This window comes from Neoaquamicrobium sediminum, assembly GCF_040970315.1.
In the GTDB taxonomy this organism is placed as follows: domain Bacteria; phylum Pseudomonadota; class Alphaproteobacteria; order Rhizobiales; family Rhizobiaceae; genus Aerobium; species Aerobium sediminum.
This window is the reverse complement of record NZ_JAZHFV010000003.1, coordinates 196,197-215,704: the sequence shown is the minus strand read 5'-3', so window position 1 is coordinate 215,704 and position 19,508 is coordinate 196,197. Positions and strand designations below refer to the sequence as shown.

Annotated in this window: 18 protein-coding genes; 11 read left to right on the top strand and 7 right to left on the bottom strand. The window is 63.6% G+C overall.

All coding sequences use genetic code 11. The features are described 5' to 3' along the window. Window positions 1-161: 161 nt before the first annotated feature. The 6 genes from topA to rpmG all read left to right on the top strand — a co-directional run bounded on the left by topA (window position 162) and on the right by rpmG (window position 7,746). Window positions 162-2,765 carry a type I DNA topoisomerase gene (topA, locus tag V1479_RS11580; protein WP_368803021.1) on the top strand — a complete coding sequence of 868 codons (2,604 nt, stop codon included), beginning with the start codon at window positions 162-164 and terminating at the stop codon, window positions 2,763-2,765. 6 nt (window positions 2,766-2,771) lie between these two features. Then, complete coding sequence (gene rnr, locus V1479_RS11575) at window positions 2,772-5,057, top strand: ribonuclease R (protein ID WP_368803020.1); 2,286 nt, start codon at window positions 2,772-2,774, stop codon at window positions 5,055-5,057. Further along, entirely contained in the window at window positions 5,057-5,482 is a 426-nt protein-coding gene (locus V1479_RS11570; RefSeq protein ID WP_368803019.1) for a DUF983 domain-containing protein, read from the top strand. The genes rnr and V1479_RS11570 overlap by 1 nt, the downstream gene beginning before the upstream one ends. Window positions 5,483-5,507: 25 nt before the next feature. Further along, a complete protein-coding gene (locus tag V1479_RS11565) occupies window positions 5,508-6,242 on the top strand; it encodes an NUDIX hydrolase (RefSeq protein WP_368803018.1) in 735 nt (244 codons plus the stop codon). Between the two features lie 27 nt (window positions 6,243-6,269). Continuing rightward, window positions 6,270-7,466 carry an MFS transporter gene (locus tag V1479_RS11560; protein ID WP_368803017.1) on the top strand — a complete coding sequence of 399 codons (1,197 nt, stop codon included), beginning with the start codon at window positions 6,270-6,272 and terminating at the stop codon, window positions 7,464-7,466. Between the two features lie 112 nt (window positions 7,467-7,578). Further along, window positions 7,579-7,746: a 50S ribosomal protein L33 gene (gene rpmG, locus V1479_RS11555; RefSeq protein ID WP_173191344.1), complete on the top strand. Its 168-nt coding sequence runs from the start codon at window positions 7,579-7,581 to the stop codon at window positions 7,744-7,746. Window positions 7,747-8,191: 445 nt separating this feature from the next. Here rpmG and V1479_RS11550 read toward each other — a convergent pair whose 3' ends face one another. Together V1479_RS11550 and V1479_RS11545 are read right to left on the bottom strand one after the other, a co-directional pair. Further along, window positions 8,192-9,568 carry a PleD family two-component system response regulator gene (locus V1479_RS11550; RefSeq protein WP_368803016.1) on the bottom strand — a complete coding sequence of 459 codons (1,377 nt, stop codon included), beginning with the start codon at window positions 9,566-9,568 and terminating at the stop codon, window positions 8,192-8,194. Then, a complete protein-coding gene (locus V1479_RS11545; RefSeq protein WP_173191340.1) occupies window positions 9,568-9,939 on the bottom strand; it encodes a response regulator in 372 nt (123 codons plus the stop codon). Before V1479_RS11545 ends, V1479_RS11550 begins: the two co-directional genes overlap by 1 nt. 194 nt (window positions 9,940-10,133) lie before the next feature. On the opposite strand from V1479_RS11545, the gene V1479_RS11540 reads away from it, so the two are divergent. Further along, a complete protein-coding gene (locus V1479_RS11540; RefSeq protein WP_368803015.1) occupies window positions 10,134-10,418 on the top strand; it encodes a DUF3572 domain-containing protein in 285 nt (94 codons plus the stop codon). Then, window positions 10,415-11,071 (top strand): hypothetical protein, encoded by a 657-nt coding sequence (locus V1479_RS11535; protein ID WP_368803014.1) that lies wholly within the window; start codon window positions 10,415-10,417, stop codon window positions 11,069-11,071. The genes V1479_RS11540 and V1479_RS11535 overlap by 4 nt, the downstream gene beginning before the upstream one ends. A 23-nt stretch (window positions 11,072-11,094) precedes the next feature. On the opposite strand, the gene V1479_RS11530 is transcribed toward V1479_RS11535, so the two are convergent. Further along, window positions 11,095-11,697, bottom strand: coding sequence for a GNAT family N-acetyltransferase (locus V1479_RS11530; protein ID WP_368803013.1), 603 nt, complete (start codon window positions 11,695-11,697; stop codon window positions 11,095-11,097). 79 nt (window positions 11,698-11,776) lie between these two features. Here V1479_RS11530 and V1479_RS11525 point away from each other — a divergent pair, with 79 nt between their 5' ends. Continuing rightward, complete coding sequence (locus V1479_RS11525) at window positions 11,777-13,105, top strand: DNA polymerase IV (RefSeq protein WP_368803012.1); 1,329 nt, start codon at window positions 11,777-11,779, stop codon at window positions 13,103-13,105. Window positions 13,106-13,121: 16 nt separating this feature from the next. Here the strand turns inward: V1479_RS11525 and V1479_RS11520 are convergent, their stop codons facing one another. The 3 genes from V1479_RS11520 to cckA all read right to left on the bottom strand — a co-directional run bounded on the left by V1479_RS11520 (window position 13,122) and on the right by cckA (window position 17,146). Then, window positions 13,122-13,895 carry a L,D-transpeptidase gene (locus tag V1479_RS11520; RefSeq protein WP_368803283.1) on the bottom strand — a complete coding sequence of 258 codons (774 nt, stop codon included), beginning with the start codon at window positions 13,893-13,895 and terminating at the stop codon, window positions 13,122-13,124. Window positions 13,896-14,113: 218 nt separating this feature from the next. Beyond that, the gene (locus V1479_RS11515; protein ID WP_368803011.1) at window positions 14,114-14,452 is read right to left on the bottom strand and encodes a hypothetical protein; all 339 of its coding nucleotides are present in this window, start codon (window positions 14,450-14,452) and stop codon (window positions 14,114-14,116) included. A 102-nt stretch (window positions 14,453-14,554) separates the two neighbouring features. Then, window positions 14,555-17,146 carry a cell cycle histidine kinase CckA gene (gene cckA / locus V1479_RS11510; RefSeq protein WP_368803010.1) on the bottom strand — a complete coding sequence of 864 codons (2,592 nt, stop codon included), beginning with the start codon at window positions 17,144-17,146 and terminating at the stop codon, window positions 14,555-14,557. A gap of 247 nt (window positions 17,147-17,393) precedes the next feature. Here cckA and V1479_RS11505 point away from each other — a divergent pair, with 247 nt between their 5' ends. Beyond that, window positions 17,394-18,188 carry a hypothetical protein gene (locus V1479_RS11505; protein ID WP_368803009.1) on the top strand — a complete coding sequence of 265 codons (795 nt, stop codon included), beginning with the start codon at window positions 17,394-17,396 and terminating at the stop codon, window positions 18,186-18,188. 90 nt (window positions 18,189-18,278) lie between these two features. On the opposite strand, the gene dksA is transcribed toward V1479_RS11505, so the two are convergent. Further along, on the bottom strand, window positions 18,279-18,695 hold the full coding sequence (dksA, locus tag V1479_RS11500) for an RNA polymerase-binding protein DksA (RefSeq protein ID WP_173191326.1): 417 nt from the start codon (window positions 18,693-18,695) through the stop codon (window positions 18,279-18,281). A 272-nt stretch (window positions 18,696-18,967) separates the two neighbouring features. Here dksA and V1479_RS11495 point away from each other — a divergent pair, with 272 nt between their 5' ends. Beyond that, window positions 18,968-19,471 carry a SixA phosphatase family protein gene (locus tag V1479_RS11495; RefSeq protein WP_368803008.1) on the top strand — a complete coding sequence of 168 codons (504 nt, stop codon included), beginning with the start codon at window positions 18,968-18,970 and terminating at the stop codon, window positions 19,469-19,471. Window positions 19,472-19,508 lie beyond the last annotated feature (37 nt).

Genomic DNA, 19,508 nt, shown 5'->3' with positions numbered 1-19,508 from the left:
CTGGTCGCGTTGCATTTTCTGGTTGTATTTCGGTCCAGCCATTTGGTGAAATGCCCCAAGGGCCTTGACCGGACAGCAAAGCACGGCCATGTGACGGGCTGTTTTTTCAGTTGTTAGAGCGGCGCGGGAGCTATCCGCGCCTTGGGGAAATACGCCAGCACATGGACGTCGTCGTCGTCGAATCGCCTGCAAAGGCCAAGACAATCAACAAATATCTGGGCTCGAACTACAAGGTTCTGGCCTCGTTCGGCCATGTCCGGGACCTCCCCGCCAAAGACGGTTCCGTGCGGCCTGACGACGACTTTTCCATGTCGTGGGAGGTGGATGGCCCCTCTTCCAAGCGGCTTGGCGACATCGCCAAGGCGATGAAGGAGGCCGACGGTCTCATCCTCGCAACCGACCCGGATCGCGAGGGCGAAGCCATTTCGTGGCATGTGCTTGAGGTGCTTCGGCAAAAGAAGGCGCTGAAGGACAAGCCGGTCAGCCGTGTGGTTTTCAATGCGATCACCAAGAAGTCGGTGCTCGACGCGATGGCGAACCCACGCGAGATCGACGCGCCGCTGGTCGACGCCTATCTGGCGCGCCGGGCTCTCGATTATCTCGTCGGTTTTACGCTGTCGCCCGTCCTGTGGCGCAAGCTGCCGGGCGCACGTTCCGCCGGCCGCGTCCAGTCGGTCGCGCTGCGTCTCGTCTGCGACCGAGAGGCCGAAATCGAGCGCTTCGTGCGCGAGGACTACTGGCAGATAGCCGCGCTGCTCGCGACGCCCCGGCTGGAGGATTTCGAGGCGCGCCTGACCGCGTTCGAAGGCAAGAAGCTCCAGAAGCTCGACATCAAGAGCGCGGAACAGGCAGCCGACATCAAGGCCATGCTGGAAGGTGCGGCCTTCAAGGCGCTTTCCGTCGAGGCCAAGCCGACCCGTCGCAACCCGGCACCGCCCTTCACGACGTCCACCCTGCAGCAGGCCGCATCTTCGCAGCTTGGCTTCTCGGCATCGCGCACCATGCAGGTGGCGCAGCGGCTCTATGAAGGCGTCGAGATCGGCGGCGAAACCACCGGTCTCATCACCTACATGCGTACCGACGGCGTGCAGATGGCGCCTGAGGCCATCGACGCCGCACGTTCCATGATTGGCGCGGAATACGGCGAGAAATACCTGCCCGAAAAGCCGCGGATCTATTCCACGAAGGCCAAGAACGCCCAAGAAGCGCACGAGGCGGTACGCCCCACCGACTTCCGCCGCTCGCCCGCCGAGGTTCGCAAATATCTCGAGCCGGACCAGGCGCGGCTTTATGAAATCATCTGGAAGCGGGCAATGGGCAGCCAGATGCAGCCAGCCGAGATCGAGCGCACTACGGTCGAGATCGAGGCATCGAACGGCTCCCGCACGGCCAATCTGCGCGCCATCGGCTCGGTGATCCGCTTCGACGGGTTCCTGGCGGCCTATACCGAGCAGAAGGACGAAGACGCCGAGGACGAGGACGCGCGCCGACTGCCCGAGATCAAGCCGGGCGAGACGCTGTCGCGCAAATCGGTGACGGTGACCCAGCACACGACCGAACCGCCGCCGCGCTATTCTGAGGCTTCTCTCATCAAGAAGATGGAAGAGCTCGGCATTGGCCGGCCTTCAACCTATGCGGCCACGCTGAAGACCCTCGAAGACCGCGACTACGTGGCCATCGAAAAGCGCCGGCTCATGCCGCAGGCCAAGGGACGCCTGGTCACGGCTTTTCTGGAAAACTTCTTCGAGCGCTATGTGGAGTACGACTTCACCGCCGCGCTCGAGGAGAAGCTGGACGAGATTTCCGACGGCAAGCTATCCTGGAAGGACGTTTTGCGTGACTTCTGGAAGGATTTTTCCGGTCACGTCGACGAGATCAAGGAACTGCGCGTCACAGAGGTGCTGGACGCGCTCAACGAAGAACTGGCACCGCTGGTGTTCCCGGAGCGCGAAGACGGCTCAAATCCGCGCATCTGCCCGAAATGCGGCACCGGCAACCTGTCGCTCAAGCTTGGCAAGTTCGGCGCCTTCGTCGGCTGCTCCAACTACCCGGAATGCGGCTACACGCGCCAGCTGGGCGAAGCAGCCAACGGTAATGGCGAGGGTGGTGATGGCGGCGACCGGCTGCTCGGCAAGGACCCCTACACCAACGAAGAAATCGTATTGAAGAACGGCCGCTTCGGCCCCTACGTCCAGCGCGGCGAAGGCAAGGAGGCCAAGCGCTCCAGCCTGCCCAAGGGCTGGACGCCGGACACGATGGATCACGAAAAGGCGCTGGCGCTGCTTTCACTGCCGCGCGACGTCGGCCAGCATCCGGAGAGCGGCAAGATGATCTCGGCAGGCCTCGGTCGCTACGGCCCGTTCGTGCTGCACGACGGCACCTATGCCAATCTCGAATCGATCGAGGACGTCTTCTCGATCGGCCTCAACCGCGCCGTGACGGTCATTGCCGAGAAGAAGTCGAAATTCGCCAACGGCAAGGGTCGCGCGACGCCCGCCGCGCTGAAGGAACTCGGCGATCATCCCGACGGCGGGCCGATCACCGTGCGTGACGGACGCTATGGCCCCTATGTCAACTGGGGCAAGGTCAACGCGACGCTGCCCAAGGGCAAGGAACCGACCTCGGTCACTGTCGAGGAGGCGCTGGAGCTGATCGCGGCCAAGGGCGGCGGCACGAAAAAGGCGTCTGGTAAGAAGGCGGCTGCGAAGAAGCCGGCAGCGAAGAAGAAGCCTGCGGCCAAGAAGTCCGCGAAGAAAGAGGAATAAGGCGACTTGGCGAAGCGCATTCCCGGCAGCAGGGGCGGTGACGCTTCGCGCAGCTTTCGCCCCTCGCGTGAGGACATCCTCCGTTTCATCAAGGAAAACCCCGATCAGGCCGGCAAGCGTGAGCTTGCGCGCGCGTTCGGCCTCAAGGGCCCGGATCGTGTCTGGTTGAAGGACCTGCTGGGCGAATTGCAGGACGAGGGTCTCCTGGAAAAGCGGGCCAAGCGCTTTACCCGCCCCGGCGCGCTGCCGCATGTCGTGGTGCTCGACATCTTCTCGCGCGATGCCGACGGCCTGCTTCTGGCACGCCCGACCGAGTGGCCGGAGGAAAACGGCGCGGCCCCGACCGTTTCGATCCGCCCACGCCGCGCCGACAAAGCGCGCGTGCCGGGCGTTGGCGAACGTGTGCTGGCCAAGGTTTTCCCTGCCGAGGAGGCAGGCGGCCCGGCCTACACCGGCCGTGTGATGAAGGTGTTCGAGAAGCGGCGCGAAGCCGTTCTTGGTGTCTTCCGTACGCTGCGCGACGGCACGTTCCGTATCGAGCCGGTCGAACGGCGCCAGGCTGAGCTCATCGTCGATCCCGATTATGCCGCCAACGCAAAGAACGGCGACCTCGTGGAGGTAGAGCAGGTTTCGAGCGGCCGTTACGGACTGCCGAAGGCCAAAGTACTGACCGTGCTCGGCTCGCTGGAAAGCGAGAAGGCGGTCTCGATGATCGCCATCCACGCGCACGACATTCCCCACATCTTCCCGCCAGAAGTGCTTGAAGAGGCGGAAGCCGCCAGGCCAGCGACGCTCCAGGGCCGCGAGGATTTCCGATCCCTGCCGCTTCTCACCATCGACCCCGCCGATGCCAAGGATCACGACGACGCGGTTCATGCCGAGCCCGATACGGACGAGAAGAACCTGGGCGGGCATATCGTCACCGTCGCGATCGCCGATGTCGCAGCCTACATCACGGTTGGCTCGGCGCTCGACCGCGAGGCGCTGAAGCGCGGCAACTCCGTCTATTTTCCGGACCGGGTCGTGCCGATGCTGCCCGAACGCATCTCGAACGATCTCTGCTCCCTGCGGGAAGGCGAAGATCGCCCTGCCCTCGCCGTGCGGATGACGTTTTCCGCCGAAGGGCGCAAAGTCCGGCACAGTTTTCACCGCGTCATGATGCGCTCGGTCGCGAAGCTCGCCTATACGCAGGCGCAGGCCGCCATCGACGGCACAACCGACGACAAGACGGCGCCTTTGCTGGAAACGGTGCTGCGTCCGCTTTGGGACGCCTATACTGCCCTGCGGCGTGGCCGCAACGAGCGCGCGCCGCTGGAGCTCGACCTGCCGGAGCGCAAGATCCTGCTCAAGGAAGACGGAACCGTCGATCGCGTGATCGTGCCAGACCGGCTGGATGCCCACAAGCTGATCGAAGAATTCATGATCCAGGCGAACGTGGCGGCAGCCGAGACGCTGGAAGCGAAGCGCCAACCGCTCATCTATCGCATCCACGACGCACCGTCGCTCGCCAAGCAGGAATCGCTGCGTGAGTTCCTGCAGACGATCGGGCTCTCGCTGGCACACGGCGCGCAGATGAAGCCGTCTTCCTTCAACGGCATATTGTCGCGGGTGTCGGGCTCCGATCAGGAAGCTCTGGTCAACGAAGTGGTGCTGCGCACACAGAGCCAGGCCGTCTACGCGCCGGAGAATATCGGTCATTTCGGCCTCAATCTGCGCCGTTATGCCCACTTCACTTCGCCGATCCGCCGCTATGCCGATCTGATCGTGCATCGCGCCCTGATCGGTGCGCTGGGCCTTGGCAAGGAAGGCATTTCCAAGGGCGAGGAAGAGCGTCTGGAGGAGATTTCAGCGCTGATTTCGGCAACCGAACGCCGCGCCATGGCGGCAGAACGCGAAACGGTGGACCGGCTGATTGCGGCCCATCTCGCCACGCGCGTCGAGGAGGCGTTTCACGGCCGCATCTCCGGCGTCACCAAGGCGGGACTATTTGTCCAGTTGCCGCAATACGGTGCCGACGGCTTTATCCCGGTGTCGTCACTGGGTGACGACTACTATATGTTTGATGAAGCCGCGCGCGCGCTTTTCGGTGAACGCTCGGGCAAGGGCTACCAGCTCGCCGACTCGGTGGAGGTGAAACTGGTGGAAGTGACGCCGCTGGCAGGCTCGATGCGCTTCGAGATGCTGAGCGAGCCGAAGCCCCTGCCCGGTTCGAAGCAATCCTTCCACAAGGCGCGCCGTGGCAAGTCGCAATCGCGCCGCACGCAGAGCCGTGGCCGCGCAAGGAGACGATGATGGAACAGCAGGTTTTTGGCCGCGCCGCGACGAACGACCGCCAGCTCATGCGCGCCATGGCGCGCGGTTTCATGGGCCGCTGCCCGCATTGCGGTGAAGGTCGTCTCTTCGGTCGCTTCCTGAAAGTTGCCGACAGCTGCGATGCCTGTGGCGAAGAGTATCATCATCACCGCGCCGACGACCTGCCGGCCTATCTGGTGATCTTCATCGTCGGCCATATCGTCGTTGGTGCATTCATGGGTGTCGAGCGCATGGTCGAGCTTTCGACCTGGCAGCACCTGGCGATCTGGACGCCGCTGACGCTCATTTCCACCATTGCGCTGCTTCAGCCCGTCAAGGGCGCGGTTGTCGGGTTGCAGTGGGCCCTGCGCATGCACGGCTTCTCCGGCCGTCCAGACGCGCTGGAAACGCATCCGGAACTCTGAAGACGTGGTGAGAGAGGGTCGGGCCATGGAAGGCATGACGCGCGCTGAAGTCGACAAGGTCGAGAACAAGGATTTCGCGCTCGGCGCGGGCCCCAAGCGGCCGCGTGATGCTGCGACGCTGATCCTGCTCGACCGGGACGGGCGTGACGTGCGCGTGCTCATGGGCCGGCGCCATATGCGCCACGCCTTCATGCCCGGCAAGTTTGTGTTTCCTGGCGGCCGCACCGATCCCGCCGACAGCCGCATTCCCGTGGCTGCCGGCCTTCACCCCGATGTCGAGAGCAAACTTGTCAACGCCCGTACCACAGTGGCTCGGGCGCGCGCGATCGCCATGTCGGCGCTGCGCGAGACATACGAGGAAGCCGGCCTTCTGATCGGCCGCAAGGGCGCCTTCGAGACCGGCAAGGCCGACTGGGCCGGTTTTGCGGAAAACAGTGTCTGCCCGTCGCTCGACAGGCTTCGCTTCATCGCACGTGCCATCACGCCCCCCGGCCGCGTCCGTCGCTTCGACACGCGTTTTCTGGCCGCCTTCAAGGACGATGTGGCGGTCGAGCTGCCGGATGGCGGCCCGACAAACGAACTGGAAGAAATCGTGTGGCTGCCTATCAGCCAGGCCAAGGAAGCAGACATTCCCGCGATCACCCGCACCGTGCTGGGCGATCTCGAAGCGCAGTTGAAGGAAGACCCCGAGCTGTCACCCGGCTGTCCGGCGCCGTTCTACTACATGCGTCACAACCGCTTCTGCCGCGACGTCCTCTGACCCCTCCCACAATCGCAGGTGACCCCCATGGCGACTGCGCCGGCCGCTCCGCAGCATGAGCCCGAAGTCGCTATGCGATGGCTCTCGATAGGCGCGGCGATCGCGTCGATCAGCGTCGTCGGCATCGCCATTGGTCTCGGTGTGCCGCTGCTGTCAGTCATCCTCGAATCACGCGGCTATTCGGCGACGATGATCGGCGCAAACACGGCTGTAGCCGGTATCGCCTCGATTCTCGCAGCTCCCTTCGCGACGCCGCTCGCGATCCGCTTCGGCGTGGTGCCGACGATGCTGGGCATGATCGTGGCCGGAGGGCTGGCTTTCGTGGGCTTCTATTTTGCGCCGGCCTTCTGGATGTGGTTCCCGCTGCGGGCCGTCCTGCACTTCGCGCTGACGGTTCTTTTCATCCTGTCGGAGTTCTGGATTTCCACATCGGCACCGCCTCACCGCCGCGGGCTCGTGCTTGGACTGTATGCAACGGTGCTGTCGCTCGGTTTTGCATTCGGACCATTCCTCTTCTCGCTCGTCGGATCGAGCGGATTTGCGCCGTTCGGCATAACCTTCGCGCTGGTGATGCTGGCAGCGCTGCCTGTCGCAAGCGCCTGGCGGGAAAGTCCGCGCCTGTCCGGTCCGGCAACCCAGGTCGCCAGTGGCTTTGCCCGCTATATCTGGATGGTGCCGATGGCCACAGCCGCCGTGCTGGTCTTCGGGGCGGTCGAAACCGGCGGTTTTGCGCTGTTTCCCGTCTACGGGTCGCGCATCGGCTATTCCGAGGCGGATGCCGCGCTGCTGCTGACCGCGGTGGGTCTCGGCAACGTCGTGCTGCAAATGCCGCTGGGGCTTCTCAGCGACCGCATGCGCGACCGCAGGCATCTGCTGGTGATCTGCGCTCTGGTGGGTCTGGTCGGCGTGCTGGCACTGCCCTCGGTGTCCGGTAACTGGCATGCCAGCGCCGCAATCCTGTTTCTGTGGGGCGGCGTCGTGGCCGGCCTCTACACGATCGGGCTTGCGCATCTGGGCGCGCGTCTCTCAGGCCGCGACCTTGCGTCAGCCAACGCGGCGTTCGTGCTCTGCTACGGCATCGGTATGCTCATCGGCCCGCAGGCGATCGGCATCGGGATGGACATTGCCGGACCTGACGGATTTGCGTGGTCGATCGCGCTGTTCTTCTCGCTTTATCTCGCGCTTGCCGCTTTCAGGCTTGCCGTACGCGCGCCTTCCGCCTGATCGGGCTTGACTTTCCGCCAGTGTTCTTTATGTGTCCGCGCGAGTTTTCCGCAACCGGGCTGCCGCCCGTATCGATGCGGCGACCCCACCCTTAGGATAGCGGACTGGAAAAATGGCCAAGGCTACGACCATCAAGATCAAGCTTCTGTCGACCGCCGACACCGGCTTCTTCTACGTCACCAGCAAGAACAGCCGGACGATGACGGAGAAGATGACCAAGCGTAAGTATGACCCGATCGCCAAGAAGCACGTCGATTTCAAGGAAGCGAAGATCAAGTAATCTCGCGCTTTCGGACGACAGAAAAAAGCCGCCCTCCGGGCGGCTTTTTTGTTTGCGACTTCCGCCATCCGACAGACAAGTATCCGCACGTGTCGGCATCCAACGGCTCTAACGCGTTGCAGAGCCGGTCGTATTTCTCGAAGCAGTTTTGTTGAGAAAAGGGGGCCGGTCGGCAGCTGGCAGCGGTACGAGGAGGCCACTTGTCGCCAGCGCCGGCCGGCCGACCCCACGGACCCAGGAGATGCGGCGGACCTGAGCATCATGGGGTGTTTGCTGGGCGTAAGCGGACAGCCCTCTGCCCGTCCGCCTTACCCAAGGTGACACTCGCTCAACAGGCCAAAGAAAGCAATAGTTTCTTAACTATCGCCGCAGACTGTTATTGATTACGGTAAATTTTTGGGAGCCATCACCGAGCGATTCGTTCCCGGCTTCTTTATCCGGCAAGTTATGCCGCGGCAGCCACCACGCGATTGCGCCCGCCGTTCTTGGCTTCGTAGAGCGCCACATCCGCACGCTTCATCATCGCCTCGACAGTATCGGGAGCGGTCGTTGCCATTGCGGAGACACCGACGCTGACAGTGACGGGGATCGTCTTTCCGTCGGCACCGATCGAGAATGCGGTCTGCTCTATCTGGGCTCGTATCCGTTCGGCCACCTTCTCCGCGACCACGCCATCCGTATCCGGCATGACGATGACGAATTCCTCACCGCCCATCCGGCAGGCGAGATCGATGCCGCGTACGTTCTTTCGAAGCCGGCTCGCGAATTCGCGCAAGACCTCGTCACCGACGTCGTGGCCCCAGGTGTCGTTGATCGACTTGAAGCGGTCGATGTCGGCGATCATCATCGACAGCGGCCGGCGGCGGCTGCGCGCACGGTCGAACAGCGTCGCAAGGTGGCTGTCCAGATAGCGCCGGTTGTGCAGGCCGGTCAGGCCATCCGTCACCGCCATCTCGATCGTCTCGGCCACGCTCGCCCGCAGGTGATCGTTGTAGCGCCTGCGCTTGACCTGCGTGGCCAGCCTGGCGATCAGCTCGTGCTGGTCGATGGGGCGAACAAGGTAATCGTTGACGCCAAGTTCGAGCGCGCGCACCAGCCGCTCCTCCTCGCCTCCGTCAGCGAGCAGCATGATCGGGACGAAGCGCGTGCGATCCAGCGTACGAAGCTGCGAGCAGAGCCGAAGCGGATCGTAGCCCGCCAGGTCCGTCGAAATGATCACGCAGTCGAAGCCGCCCTCGGCGGCCTGGAAAAAGGCAGCCTGCGGATCGTCGGCAATGGACAGCGTGCATCGGCCGCGCAGCATCCTGGCAATGCGCTCGCCAGCCGTCTTACGCGTCTCCACCAGGAGCACGTTCGCCTCGCCATCGGCGGCGATGTCACGGCGGCTCAGCAGCTCCTCGATGCCGATGTTTCGGGTCGTCGCGGCGCGCAGGCGCAATTCGTCTGTGAGGGTCTTCAACCTCACGAGGCTCTTCACCCGCGTCATCAGTTGCAGATCGTTCACCGGCTTCGTCAGGAAATCGTCGGCGCCGGCCTCCAGGCCGCGCACACGGTCCGACACCTGATCCAGAGCGGTCACCATGACAACCGGAACGTGATGCGTTGCCGGGTCGGCCTTGAGCCGGCGGCAGACCTCGAAACCATCCATGTCCGGCATCATCACGTCGAGAAGGACGACGTCGACCTTGCTGTTTTCGCAGATTTCAAGCGCCTCGGCGCCATTGTGTGCGACCAGTACCTCGAAGTACTCGGCCAGCAGACGCGCTTCCAGGAGCTTCACATTGGCCGGGACGTCATCGACGACAAGTATTCTCGCGGTCATCAGGCGTCGCCCAGATAGGATTTGATGGTTTCGATGAACTTGCCAACGCTGATGGGCTTGGAAATGTAGGCCTCGCACCCGCCCTGGCGAATGCGCTCCTCATCGCCTTTCATCGCGAAAGCGGTGACGGCAATGACCGGGATTCGATGCAACTCGTCATCTTCCTTCAGCCATTTTGTCACTTCCAGTCCCGAAACCTCGGGAAGCTGAATGTCCATGAGGATGAGATCGGGTTTGTGCGCACGCGCCAGATCCAGCGCCTCGAGCCCGTTGCGGGTGCGCACCGTCTCGTATCCGCTTGCTTCGATGAGGTCGCGGAAGAGCTTCATGTTCAGCTCGTTGTCCTCGACGATCATCACCTTCTTCGACATATCAGCCCTGCCCGCATGGCTTCGTTAACGCAGCCCGCCCTCGTTCGCTGCATGAAACAACGACTCTGACGGATAGCCTAACGCAATTTGATTGACGAAAGGAAAACCCAGTTGCAGCGCCTGCTTGCAGCAAACCGCCCGGTTGCGTTACAGCCTGCTTCATGTCCAGACCACCAGTCTCCCGTTTTGAACGAATGGATGCAAGCCAGGCCGAGGCGCTGGCTATTTCCGCTCTCGGCTTCGTCGCTGCAGACCCGGCCTTGCTGCCCCGGCTCCTCGCGCTTTCCGGCATCGAGGCATCGCAAATACGCCAGGCCGCGGGCGAACCCGGCTTTCTGGCGGGCGTCCTGCAATTCATACTGGCCCACGAGCCGACGCTCACCGCATTTTGTGAAGCGACTGCCACCGAGCCCACACGTGTGTCGGCGGCCCTGCGTGCCCTTCCCTTCGGCGACGACCACTTCGAGGCCTCGACATGAGCAGTATTGACCCGGAAACACTGCGCCAGATCGAGGAACTGTCGCATGACGACCGACCGCTTCTGGTTCTGGATGTCGATGATGTGCTGCTCGAATTCATCAGACCGTTCCCGCGTTACCTGAGCGAACAAGGCTACCGGCTGGACATGGGTAGCTTCCGGCTGACCGGCAATGTCTTCCATCTGGAAACCGGTGTGGCTGCCGAGCAGCGCCAGGTAAGCGAATTGCTGGGCAATTTCTTCGACAGCCAGGCGTTGTGGCAAACGTTGACCGAGGGTGCTGCCGATGCGCTCGATACGATCTCCCGCGACGCGGAGATCGTGCTCCTGACCGCCATGCCGCACCGCCATCGCGACGTGCGGCGAAAGCACCTCGACGAACTGGGCCTGCCCTACCCGCTTCTGACCACGGAGATGGCCAAGGGGCCGGCGATCCTGCGCTTGCGTGGCGAGAGCGAGCGACCGGTGGCGTTCGTCGACGACATGCCGCACAACCTCGTTTCGGCACGGCAGTTCGTACCCGATGCGCATCTGTTCCATCTGATGGCCGACAACTCACTGCGTGCGCTGCTTCCGCCGGTAACCGACGATATCCTTGTCGTGGAAGACTGGCCGGAAGCCGGCGGACGGATTGCAGACGCGCTCGGCCTCTGATTGTCGCCGGGCACCCAGGCCCTTCAAACTCCGGCGAGTTCGATCCGCATCAGCGGCCGGCCGGGCTTGCGCACCGCCACTTCCGAAAACCCTGCTTTCTCGAAGACACGCGTCGAGCCGACGAACAGTCCGATCGAGCGCGAATCGCGCGACTGGTCGATCGGGCATGCTTCGAGCCATCGCGCACCGGAGCGTGTCGCGAAATCGATGCCGGCAGCAACCAGCCGGTGGGACAGTCCCTTCCCGCGTGCTTTCGTGCGTATGAAGAAACAGGAAATTGCCCATACCGAGGCGTCGGCTGCATCGCCCGGATCGACGGGTGCTGACACCCTGCCGGCGTTGTTCCACTCCGGAACGTCTGCACGGGGGCCGATCTGCATCCAGCCTATGGCCTGACCACCGTCGATAGCCAGAAGACCCGGCGGCGGCCCTGCCTCGATACGCGCATGGATAAAGTCCTTGTTGCGCTGGCGGTCGTTCTCGCGCCGGATTGCCGGACGCAGCCGAAAATGTGTGCACCAGCACCCGTAGCACGCGCCCTGCTTACCGAAGAGGTCTTCGAAAAGCGGCCAGCGTTCCGGTGTCAGCGGCACGATTTCCGGTTCTCCTGCCTGCAATCCGGCCATCGTCCCCTCCAGAAAATACCTTCGCGCCACCGCCTTGTTGCGACGCCGCACATGGATTAAGATTGCGATTGTTCTTGTTATGTTCGCATCGATGCCAGCCGCTGTCAACGACCCCGAGCACGGCTTCTGCCGCGATTGCCTCGCGCCGCAGAAGGTTGCCCGCAGGCGCTGCGAAGCCTGCGGATCGCCGCGCGTTGTCCATCATGGCGAGCTCTATTCACTGTCGCTTGCGCATATCGACTGCGATGCGTTCTACGCGGCCGTAGAGAAACGCGACCGTCCCGAGCTGCGCGACAAGCCCGTCATCATCGGTGGCGGAAAGCGCGGCGTGGTTTCCACCGCGTGCTACATCGCCCGCATTCGTGGCGTGCGGTCCGCGATGCCGATGTTCAAGGCACTGGAAGCCTGTCCGGACGCGATTGTCATCAAGCCGGACATGGAGAAATACGTCACCGTCGGGCGGCAGGTGCGCGCGATGATGCAGGCGCTGACGCCGCTGGTCGAGCCGATCTCCATAGACGAGGCGTTTCTCGATCTCGCGGGCACGCAGAAACTGCACGGCCGCCCGCCCGCTTTAGTACTCGCCTCGTTCGCCAGACAGGTCGAGGCGGAAATCGGCATCACAGTTTCGGTCGGGCTGTCCTACTGCAAGTTCCTGGCAAAGGTCGCATCCGATTTCGCCAAGCCGCGGGGTTTCTCCGTTATCGGTGAAGCGGAGGCCGTCTCGTTCCTGGCGGGCCAGCCGGTTACGCTCATCTGGGGCGTGGGCAAGGCCTTCGCCGCCACGCTTGCGCAGGACGGCATCCGCACCATCGGTCAGCTACAGACGATGGAGCAGGACGAGCTGATGCGCCGCTATGGCAGCATGGGCATGCGGCTCTACCGGCTGTCGCGTGGCATGGACGACCGGCAGGTCCATGCCGACCATGACGCCAAGAGCGTGTCGGCCGAAACGACGTTCGACACGGATCTTGCGACCTTCGAGGACCTTGTGCCGATCCTGCGGGCGCTGTCGGAGAAGGTCTCCGCGCGGCTGAAGAAATCCGGCATCGCCGGCCGCACCGTAGTACTCAAGCTGAAGAGCGCCGATTTCCGCATCAGGACGCGCAACCGACAGCTACCGGATGCGACGCGGCTCGCCGACCGCATCTTTTCGACCGGGCTGGACCTGCTGCGCCGGGAGGCCGACGGCACACGCTACCGGCTGATCGGTATCGGCGTCAGCGATTTGAGCGATGACGGACGGGCCGACCCGCCCGATCTGGTCGATGTCGGATCGAGAAAGCGTGCGATGGCCGAAGGCGCTATCGACGCCCTGCGTGCGAAGTTCGGCGGCAAGGCCGTGGAAACCGGCTACACCTTTGGCCGTGGCAGCCGGGGCCGGCCACCGCGCTCGGACGAAAGCTGAGCCTCCTTCGGATGCCTCAGATGTCCATTGCCGGACGGCGCGGCTGCCCGGCGCCGGCTTGTCCCTGCGGCAAAGACGCGGCTTCGCTCGCAGGCTGTACGGCCGGCTGGCGGGGGTTGATCTGCCTCGCCACCCATTCCGGCACCTGCCGCTGGGGATACATCAACGGCTCGTTCTGAAGCACGACGACGACCGTATCCACGGGGATGCGATTGTAGAGATCGATGATGTCCTGGTTGAACAGGCGGATACAGCCCGACGAGACGGCGAGGCCGATCGACCACGGCTCGGAGGTGCCGTGGATACGATAAAGCGTATCCTGGTTGCCCTGGAACAGGTAGAGCGCGCGCGGGCCCAGCGGATTGGTAAGCCCCGGCTCCATGCCGCCGGCATATTGCGCATAGCGATCGGGTTCGCGCGCGATCATGCTTTGGGTGGGAGTCCAGCGCGGCCACTGTGCCTTGCGGGCTACGCGTGCCGTGCCCTCGAACTCAAGGCCGGCCTTGCCGACGCCGATGCCGTAGCGCATCGCCTTGCCGCCTTCCTGCACGAGGTAGAGGAAGCGGTTTGCCGTATCGATGACGATCGTTCCCGCCGGTTCCGAGCGATGATAATCGACCTGCTGACGGAAGAAGCGTTCCTCCACCTTGCGGATGTCGGTGGCGGGCAGCGGAAACTGCTCTTCTGGCTTCGCGCCATACATGGCGACATAATACGGGTCGGGACCTGCCGGCGTGACCGACTCCAGCACAGCCCCGGTCTTGGTGCATGCCGCCAGGAAAAGCGGCATCGAGGCAATGAAGAAGCGGCGGGAAAGGCGACCGGGCGTGGTACCCTTCGGATCGTTGTTGACACACATAAGACGGAACCTGAGACGTTGCTTGTTGTTGCCGCGCGATTAAGCGCCGAGGTTCAGTCAGTGCGTGTCAAACGTGGCCAACAGTTGGGCGAGATAGGGCGGAAAAGTGACGGCCCGCGTCTGTTGCATGAGAGCAACAGCATTTCCCGTCACTCGCCTTCTGCCTCCATAACCTCTCCATAAGCAGTCATAGCAGCCGGAATTCCGGCGCCGGAGAGGATTGCTGCGGCAGCTTCGGCCCTGACGGGTTCAATGCCGCCGGCATCGAAGCCCGATGACGCTTCCTGTGCCCGCATCGATTGATAGACGCCCGCGAGCGATCCCGGGCTGATCGCCGAGATGGAGCGGAAATATGTGGGCTCACCTGCGGCTTCGATGGATTGGGCTTTCGACTGATCGCCCTGCCGCTCGGCCGGGGGCTGCGATGCCACGATCGCGTGGGCGGGCCGTGCGAGCGTCCCGACATAAGAAAATCCACCGACGATCATCTGCGTCCCCGCTGCGTCCGAAATGTCCCGGCAGCAGGTCTAGCGCATTCATCTCGCCACGCGGTTTATGACGCCGTGTCAGTTTGATTCAAATGCGATGCATCAGGAGTCGAGCATGTCCTTAACGGTGGTCGCCAACTGCTTGAGCGTAAACGGTTTCGGCAGGAATCCGAACTTTGCCTCCTGGGGCAGGTTCTTGGCGAAGGCGTCCTCGGCATAGCCCGACACGAAGATGAACTTGATGTCCGGCTGGCGCTTCAAGAGCTCGCCGAGAAGCGTCGGTCCATCCATCTCCGGCATGACGACGTCCGACACGACAATGTCGACGGCACCTTCCAGCTCTTCGAAGATTTCAAGTGCCTCGACGCCCGACGAGGCCTCGTGCACCGTATAGCCGCGCGACGACAGCGCTCGGACACCGCCCATACGCACCGCGTCTTCGTCCTCGACCAGGAGCACCGTGGCCGTGCCCGAAAGGTCCTGGCTGGAGGCGGCCTTTTCCGCGATCGGCTGTCCCGTTTCGACCGCCGTGCCTTCGGTCTGCGTGCCCGGCTCCGGTCGGGCCTCGGCCACGTGGCGCGGCAGGAAGATACGGAACGTCGCGCCGTCGCCCGGTTCCGACGAGCAGAAGATGAAGCCGCCGGTCTGCTTGATGATGCCATAGACCATCGACAGGCCGAGACCGGTGCCCTTGCCGACTTCCTTGGTGGTGAAGAACGGCTCGAACACCTTGGCCAGCACATCCGCCGGAATACCGGTTCCGCTGTCCTCAACCTCGACCAGCACATAGTCGGCCGGCGCGAGCTCGCGATAGCCGAAAGACCTGCATTCGGCTTCCAGCACGTTGCGCGTCCGCACGGCAAGCTCGCCGCCATCCGGCATCGCGTCGCGCGCGTTTACTGTCAGGTTCACGATCACTTGCTCGAACTGGCCGATATCCGCCTTCACAGGCCAGAGGTCGCGACCATGATCGATCGTCAGCTTGATGTCGGGTCCGGCAAGACGCGACAGGAGCATGCGCAGATCGGCCAGCACGTCGGTCAGGTTCAGCACTTCGGGACGCATCGTCTGCTTGCGCGAGAACGCCAGAAGCTGCCGCACCAGGGAGGCGGCACGATTGGCGTTCTGCTTGATGTTCATGATGTCGGGGAAGGACTGGTCCGAAGGCCGGTGATTGGCCAGGAGCAGGTCCGACGCCATGATGATCGCGGTCAGCACGTTGTTGAAATCGTGCGCGATGCCACCGGCAAGCTGCCCCACCGCCTGCATCTTCTGGCTCTGCGCCATCTGCGCCTCGAGCGCCTTCTGTTCCGTGGTTTCGACGGCGTAGACGATCGCCGCTTCCTCGGCGCCCTCGCCCGAGCCGGCATCGGCGACGGCGCTCACATAGAAACGGATATGCCGGTCCTCATTTTCCGGCAGCACGGTGTCGATGGGCGCGATATCCGCCTGGTGCGCGCGGGCGCTTGCCAGAGCGATCTCGAAGGCTGCGCGGTCGCGCGGATGGATGACCGTTTCAAGCTTGATGCGCCGGTCAAGCATGTCGCGGTCCACAACCGTCGCGAACAGCGATAGGAAAGGCGCATTGGTGCGCAGGATCCTGCCGTCGCCATCCACACCTGCGATCGCCATCGGCGTCGAGTTGAAGAACCGCGTGAAACGCACCTCGGAGGCGCGCAGGTCCGCGGACGCATCCTCGCCCTGGTTGCGGTTGAGCACGATCGTGCGCGACGGGCCTGGAGCGCCTTCACGGCTGGCGGTCACGCGGTGCATGAAACGGACCGGCACCGCGGCGCCCGAAACGGTCGACAGATCGAGATCGATCACCGCATTACGCGTCGAGCCGGGGTCGGCCTTGACCGAATTGATCAGCGCCATGCCATCGCCGGCCACGATCTGCGAGAGCGTGGTCCCGCCTGGCGTGAAGCTGGCGAGATCGATGCCCAGCCACTCGGCGAGCGTCGCGTTGATATAGGTGACGCGCCCCGAGGCATCGGCGGCAAAGAAGCCTGCCGGTGCATGGTCGAGATGGTCGATCGCCTTCTGCAGGTCGAGGAAGAAGCGCTCCTGCTCGGCCCGCTCCGCTGAAATATCCGCGATCTGCCACGCCGACAGAGGCTGGCGGTAGCCCGGAACCTTGAAAGTGCGTGCGCGCAGGCGGTACCAGCGCGCGCCGGGTTCGGCGCCGGGCCGCACCGAGCTGTTCAGCCGGAATTCGCCATCACCTGCAATGCCGTCGCGAAGCCCGGCTGCAAGCCTGTAGACGGTGGGCGAGGCCTCGGGGCTGTCGGAGAGGAGCCCCTCGATTGTGCGCACGTCGGCCGCCGAGGTCGCGCCGGTCATGTCGGCATAGGCGCGGTTGGCGTAGATCACCCTGCCCTTGATGTCGGCTACGATCAGCCCCTGCCCCATCGTGTCGACAAACGCGCGAGACAATTCGTCGGCGGTCGAGCGCGGCGCGACGTGGATGAAGCCAATCGCCGCCGTGAACAGGAAACCGATTCCAATCATCGCCAGCACGCCGAGCAGGCCCAGAAGAAACGGGTCGCCGAGCCGATCGCGGAAGATCGTGAAGACCAGCGCTGAAAAGATCAGCACCACGATGAAGATGAGCAGGCGGGTTATCGCGCCGGGGCGTGTGCTCTGGTCAACGATCGGTGCGGGGCGGGTTTCGCCGCCGGTGGGTGTCGCCATTCGTTTCCTGCCTGCCATGCCCGCGCGGCCCAAGGATTGGTCCGGCATACATCATGGCTGTCGGAAACTGCAAGGGCAGCGGCGCCGCGGTCCACGCTTCATCGTCCGGTCGGCAGGTTTCGCTCAAGTTTCACCGGGAAACCAGGCCGTCGGGCATACAGCGCCGCTTGCCGCAACCAATCACCCCGTCTACTGTTTGCAGCGATATAGGCGCAGGCGGAGCACGCGGCAGCAAAGGGAACGCGACATGCAGGCATGGTTGGAGAGTGTGGCCGGGCCGGATTATGCACCGGCGCTTATGTGGACCGTGGTCGCGCTGATCGTCCTGCTGGTTCTGCTGATCGTGATCCGGATCGTGCGCGGTTTCACATTCGGCACATTCGTCGCCGGCGGGCGCAATCGCAAAGCGCGCCTTGCCGTCATGGATGCGACCGCCGTCGACAGCCACCGTCGTCTGGTGCTGGTGCGGCGCGACGATGTCGAGCACCTGATCCTGATCGGCGGGCCGAGCGATGTCGTCGTGGAGCAGAACATTCGCCTCCTGCCGCCAGCGCGCAAACCGGCTGACGACATGCCTGTGGTCGCGCAGCCACCCGCCACGCCACCCCAACCGGTGGTCGAGAGGCCGCATGCGCCCCGATCGGAAATCGCCGTTCGCGCAACGCCACCGCGCCAGCAGCAACAGCCCGCCCCTCAAAGGGTATCAGTTGCGGAGCCCGCGCCCGCGCCCGCAGCAACGGCCGAGCCGCGTTTCCCGGCGTCGCCGGCAACCAATGCCTCCGCTGCGCCGACACCTCAGGCACCGCAACCAGCACCTGCACCCGCCCCCGCGCCGGCTGTGCAAACGCTTCGGCCGGTTGTCGCTGACCCCGAAACGCATCGGGCGGAGCCGACAAAAGTAGACGACATCGATGATGCGCTGCTGGAAGAACTGCAGGTCACGCTGGACGGCGACCACCGCCGCCAGGCCACGGTCAGCCCGGAAATCTCGCTCGACGACGAAATGAGCCGGCTGCTGGGCGACCTCTCCAGCAAGCGCTAAAGCGTCAAACACCTCGCGGGCCGGAAATTTGCCCGGCAACGCTTACGCGAGACGAAAAAAAAGCGGCTTCAAGCCGCTGAGTTAATTGCCTTAGTCGTCCCGATAGACCTTTTCGCGGCGCTCGTGACGTTCCTGCGCCTCGATTGAAAGCGTAGCGATGGGCCTCGCATCCAGCCTCCGCAGCGCGATCGGCTCGCCAGTCTCCTCGCAGTAGCCATAGGTACCCTCGTCGATCCGCTGCAGAGCCGCGTCGATCTTGGAGATCAGCTTGCGCTGACGATCACGAGCACGCAGCTCGATCGCGCGGTCGGTCTCGGACGACGCGCGGTCGGCGAGATCGGGGAGGTTGGCGTTTTCCTGCTGCAGGATTTCGAGGGTTTCACGCGCTTCGCGCAGTATGTCGTTCTTCCAGGTAACCAGTTTGGCCCGGAAATACGCCTTCTGACGCTCGTTCATGAACGGTTCGTCTTCGGTGGGGACGTAATCGGCTTGAACAGTTGTTGACATTCGACTCAATCCCAAAACTTCAGTCCGGGCGCCTATATATTCGCGGGCTAGGAGCCGCACAAGCGCTAAGGCAAAGGCATTCACGCATTTGTCAAAGCGATTCGTTCCGCCTTCGACGGCGCTGCAATCGCTTGTGACGCGCCGGTTCCTCGGCTGGATCGCGTTGAAATCGTCCTGCCGGCGTCCAGTTGCGCGATGCTGGCCGGGCCGCTAAATCCAGCATGGTGGGCCCGGTATCGCCATTCCGGCAGGGCCGGAACGGTGAGGTCCCCATGTCCCGGCTCTATCTCCTGCGCCACGCCAAGGCAAAATGGGCGGAACCCGGCTCGCGAGACTATGATCGCGCGCTCGAACTTTCCGGCAAAGCCGACGCCGACAACATTGCCGCCTCGATGCTGCTTGCCGGTTACATGCCGGACCGCGTGCTGTGTTCCGGCGCCAAGCGTGCGCGCGAAACCTGGGAGGCGGCGGCGCGGCATCTGCCTGTCACCGATGTACGCTACATGGACGAGCTCTACAGTTCGGACGCCACGGGTTACGTCGACATCATCCGCAGTGCCGGCGGCGACGGCTCTGTGCTGGTCGTCGGCCACAATCCGATGATGGAGGACCTTGCCATGGCGCTGTCGTGCGGCGGCGAAAAAGATGCATTGGCAACCGTAGCTGGTGGCTTTCCCACCTGTGGACTTGCCGTCATACGCTTTTCGACGCCCCTTTCGTCCATCGCGCCTGAAGACGGCTACCTCGAGGAGTTCGTCGCTCCACGCGATCTGTGACGGTCAGCTCTCGCCCGTAACAGCGATATTTCCCATG

Coding starts and splice junctions, on each gene's coding strand:
- V1479_RS11570 (WP_368803019.1), top strand. CDS start 5,057: ATGGAACAGCAGGTTTTTGGCCGCGCCGCGACGAACGACCGCCAGCTC.
- dksA (WP_173191326.1), bottom strand. CDS start 18,695: ATGTCAACAACTGTTCAAGCCGATTACGTCCCCACCGAAGACGAACCG.
- V1479_RS11550 (WP_368803016.1), bottom strand. CDS start 9,568: ATGACCGCGAGAATACTTGTCGTCGATGACGTCCCGGCCAATGTGAAG.
- V1479_RS11530 (WP_368803013.1), bottom strand. CDS start 11,697: ATGGCCGGATTGCAGGCAGGAGAACCGGAAATCGTGCCGCTGACACCG.
- V1479_RS11515 (WP_368803011.1), bottom strand. CDS start 14,452: ATGATCGTCGGTGGATTTTCTTATGTCGGGACGCTCGCACGGCCCGCC.
- V1479_RS11520 (WP_368803283.1), bottom strand. CDS start 13,895: ATGCCGCTTTTCCTGGCGGCATGCACCAAGACCGGGGCTGTGCTGGAG.
- cckA (WP_368803010.1), bottom strand. CDS start 17,146: ATGGCGACACCCACCGGCGGCGAAACCCGCCCCGCACCGATCGTTGAC.
- V1479_RS11505 (WP_368803009.1), top strand. CDS start 17,394: ATGCAGGCATGGTTGGAGAGTGTGGCCGGGCCGGATTATGCACCGGCG.
- V1479_RS11495 (WP_368803008.1), top strand. CDS start 18,968: ATGTCCCGGCTCTATCTCCTGCGCCACGCCAAGGCAAAATGGGCGGAA.
- V1479_RS11540 (WP_368803015.1), top strand. CDS start 10,134: ATGGATGCAAGCCAGGCCGAGGCGCTGGCTATTTCCGCTCTCGGCTTC.
- V1479_RS11535 (WP_368803014.1), top strand. CDS start 10,415: ATGAGCAGTATTGACCCGGAAACACTGCGCCAGATCGAGGAACTGTCG.
- V1479_RS11545 (WP_173191340.1), bottom strand. CDS start 9,939: ATGTCGAAGAAGGTGATGATCGTCGAGGACAACGAGCTGAACATGAAG.
- topA (WP_368803021.1), top strand. CDS start 162: ATGGACGTCGTCGTCGTCGAATCGCCTGCAAAGGCCAAGACAATCAAC.
- V1479_RS11560 (WP_368803017.1), top strand. CDS start 6,270: ATGGCGACTGCGCCGGCCGCTCCGCAGCATGAGCCCGAAGTCGCTATG.
- rpmG (WP_173191344.1), top strand. CDS start 7,579: ATGGCCAAGGCTACGACCATCAAGATCAAGCTTCTGTCGACCGCCGAC.
- V1479_RS11525 (WP_368803012.1), top strand. CDS start 11,777: ATGTTCGCATCGATGCCAGCCGCTGTCAACGACCCCGAGCACGGCTTC.
- V1479_RS11565 (WP_368803018.1), top strand. CDS start 5,508: ATGGAAGGCATGACGCGCGCTGAAGTCGACAAGGTCGAGAACAAGGAT.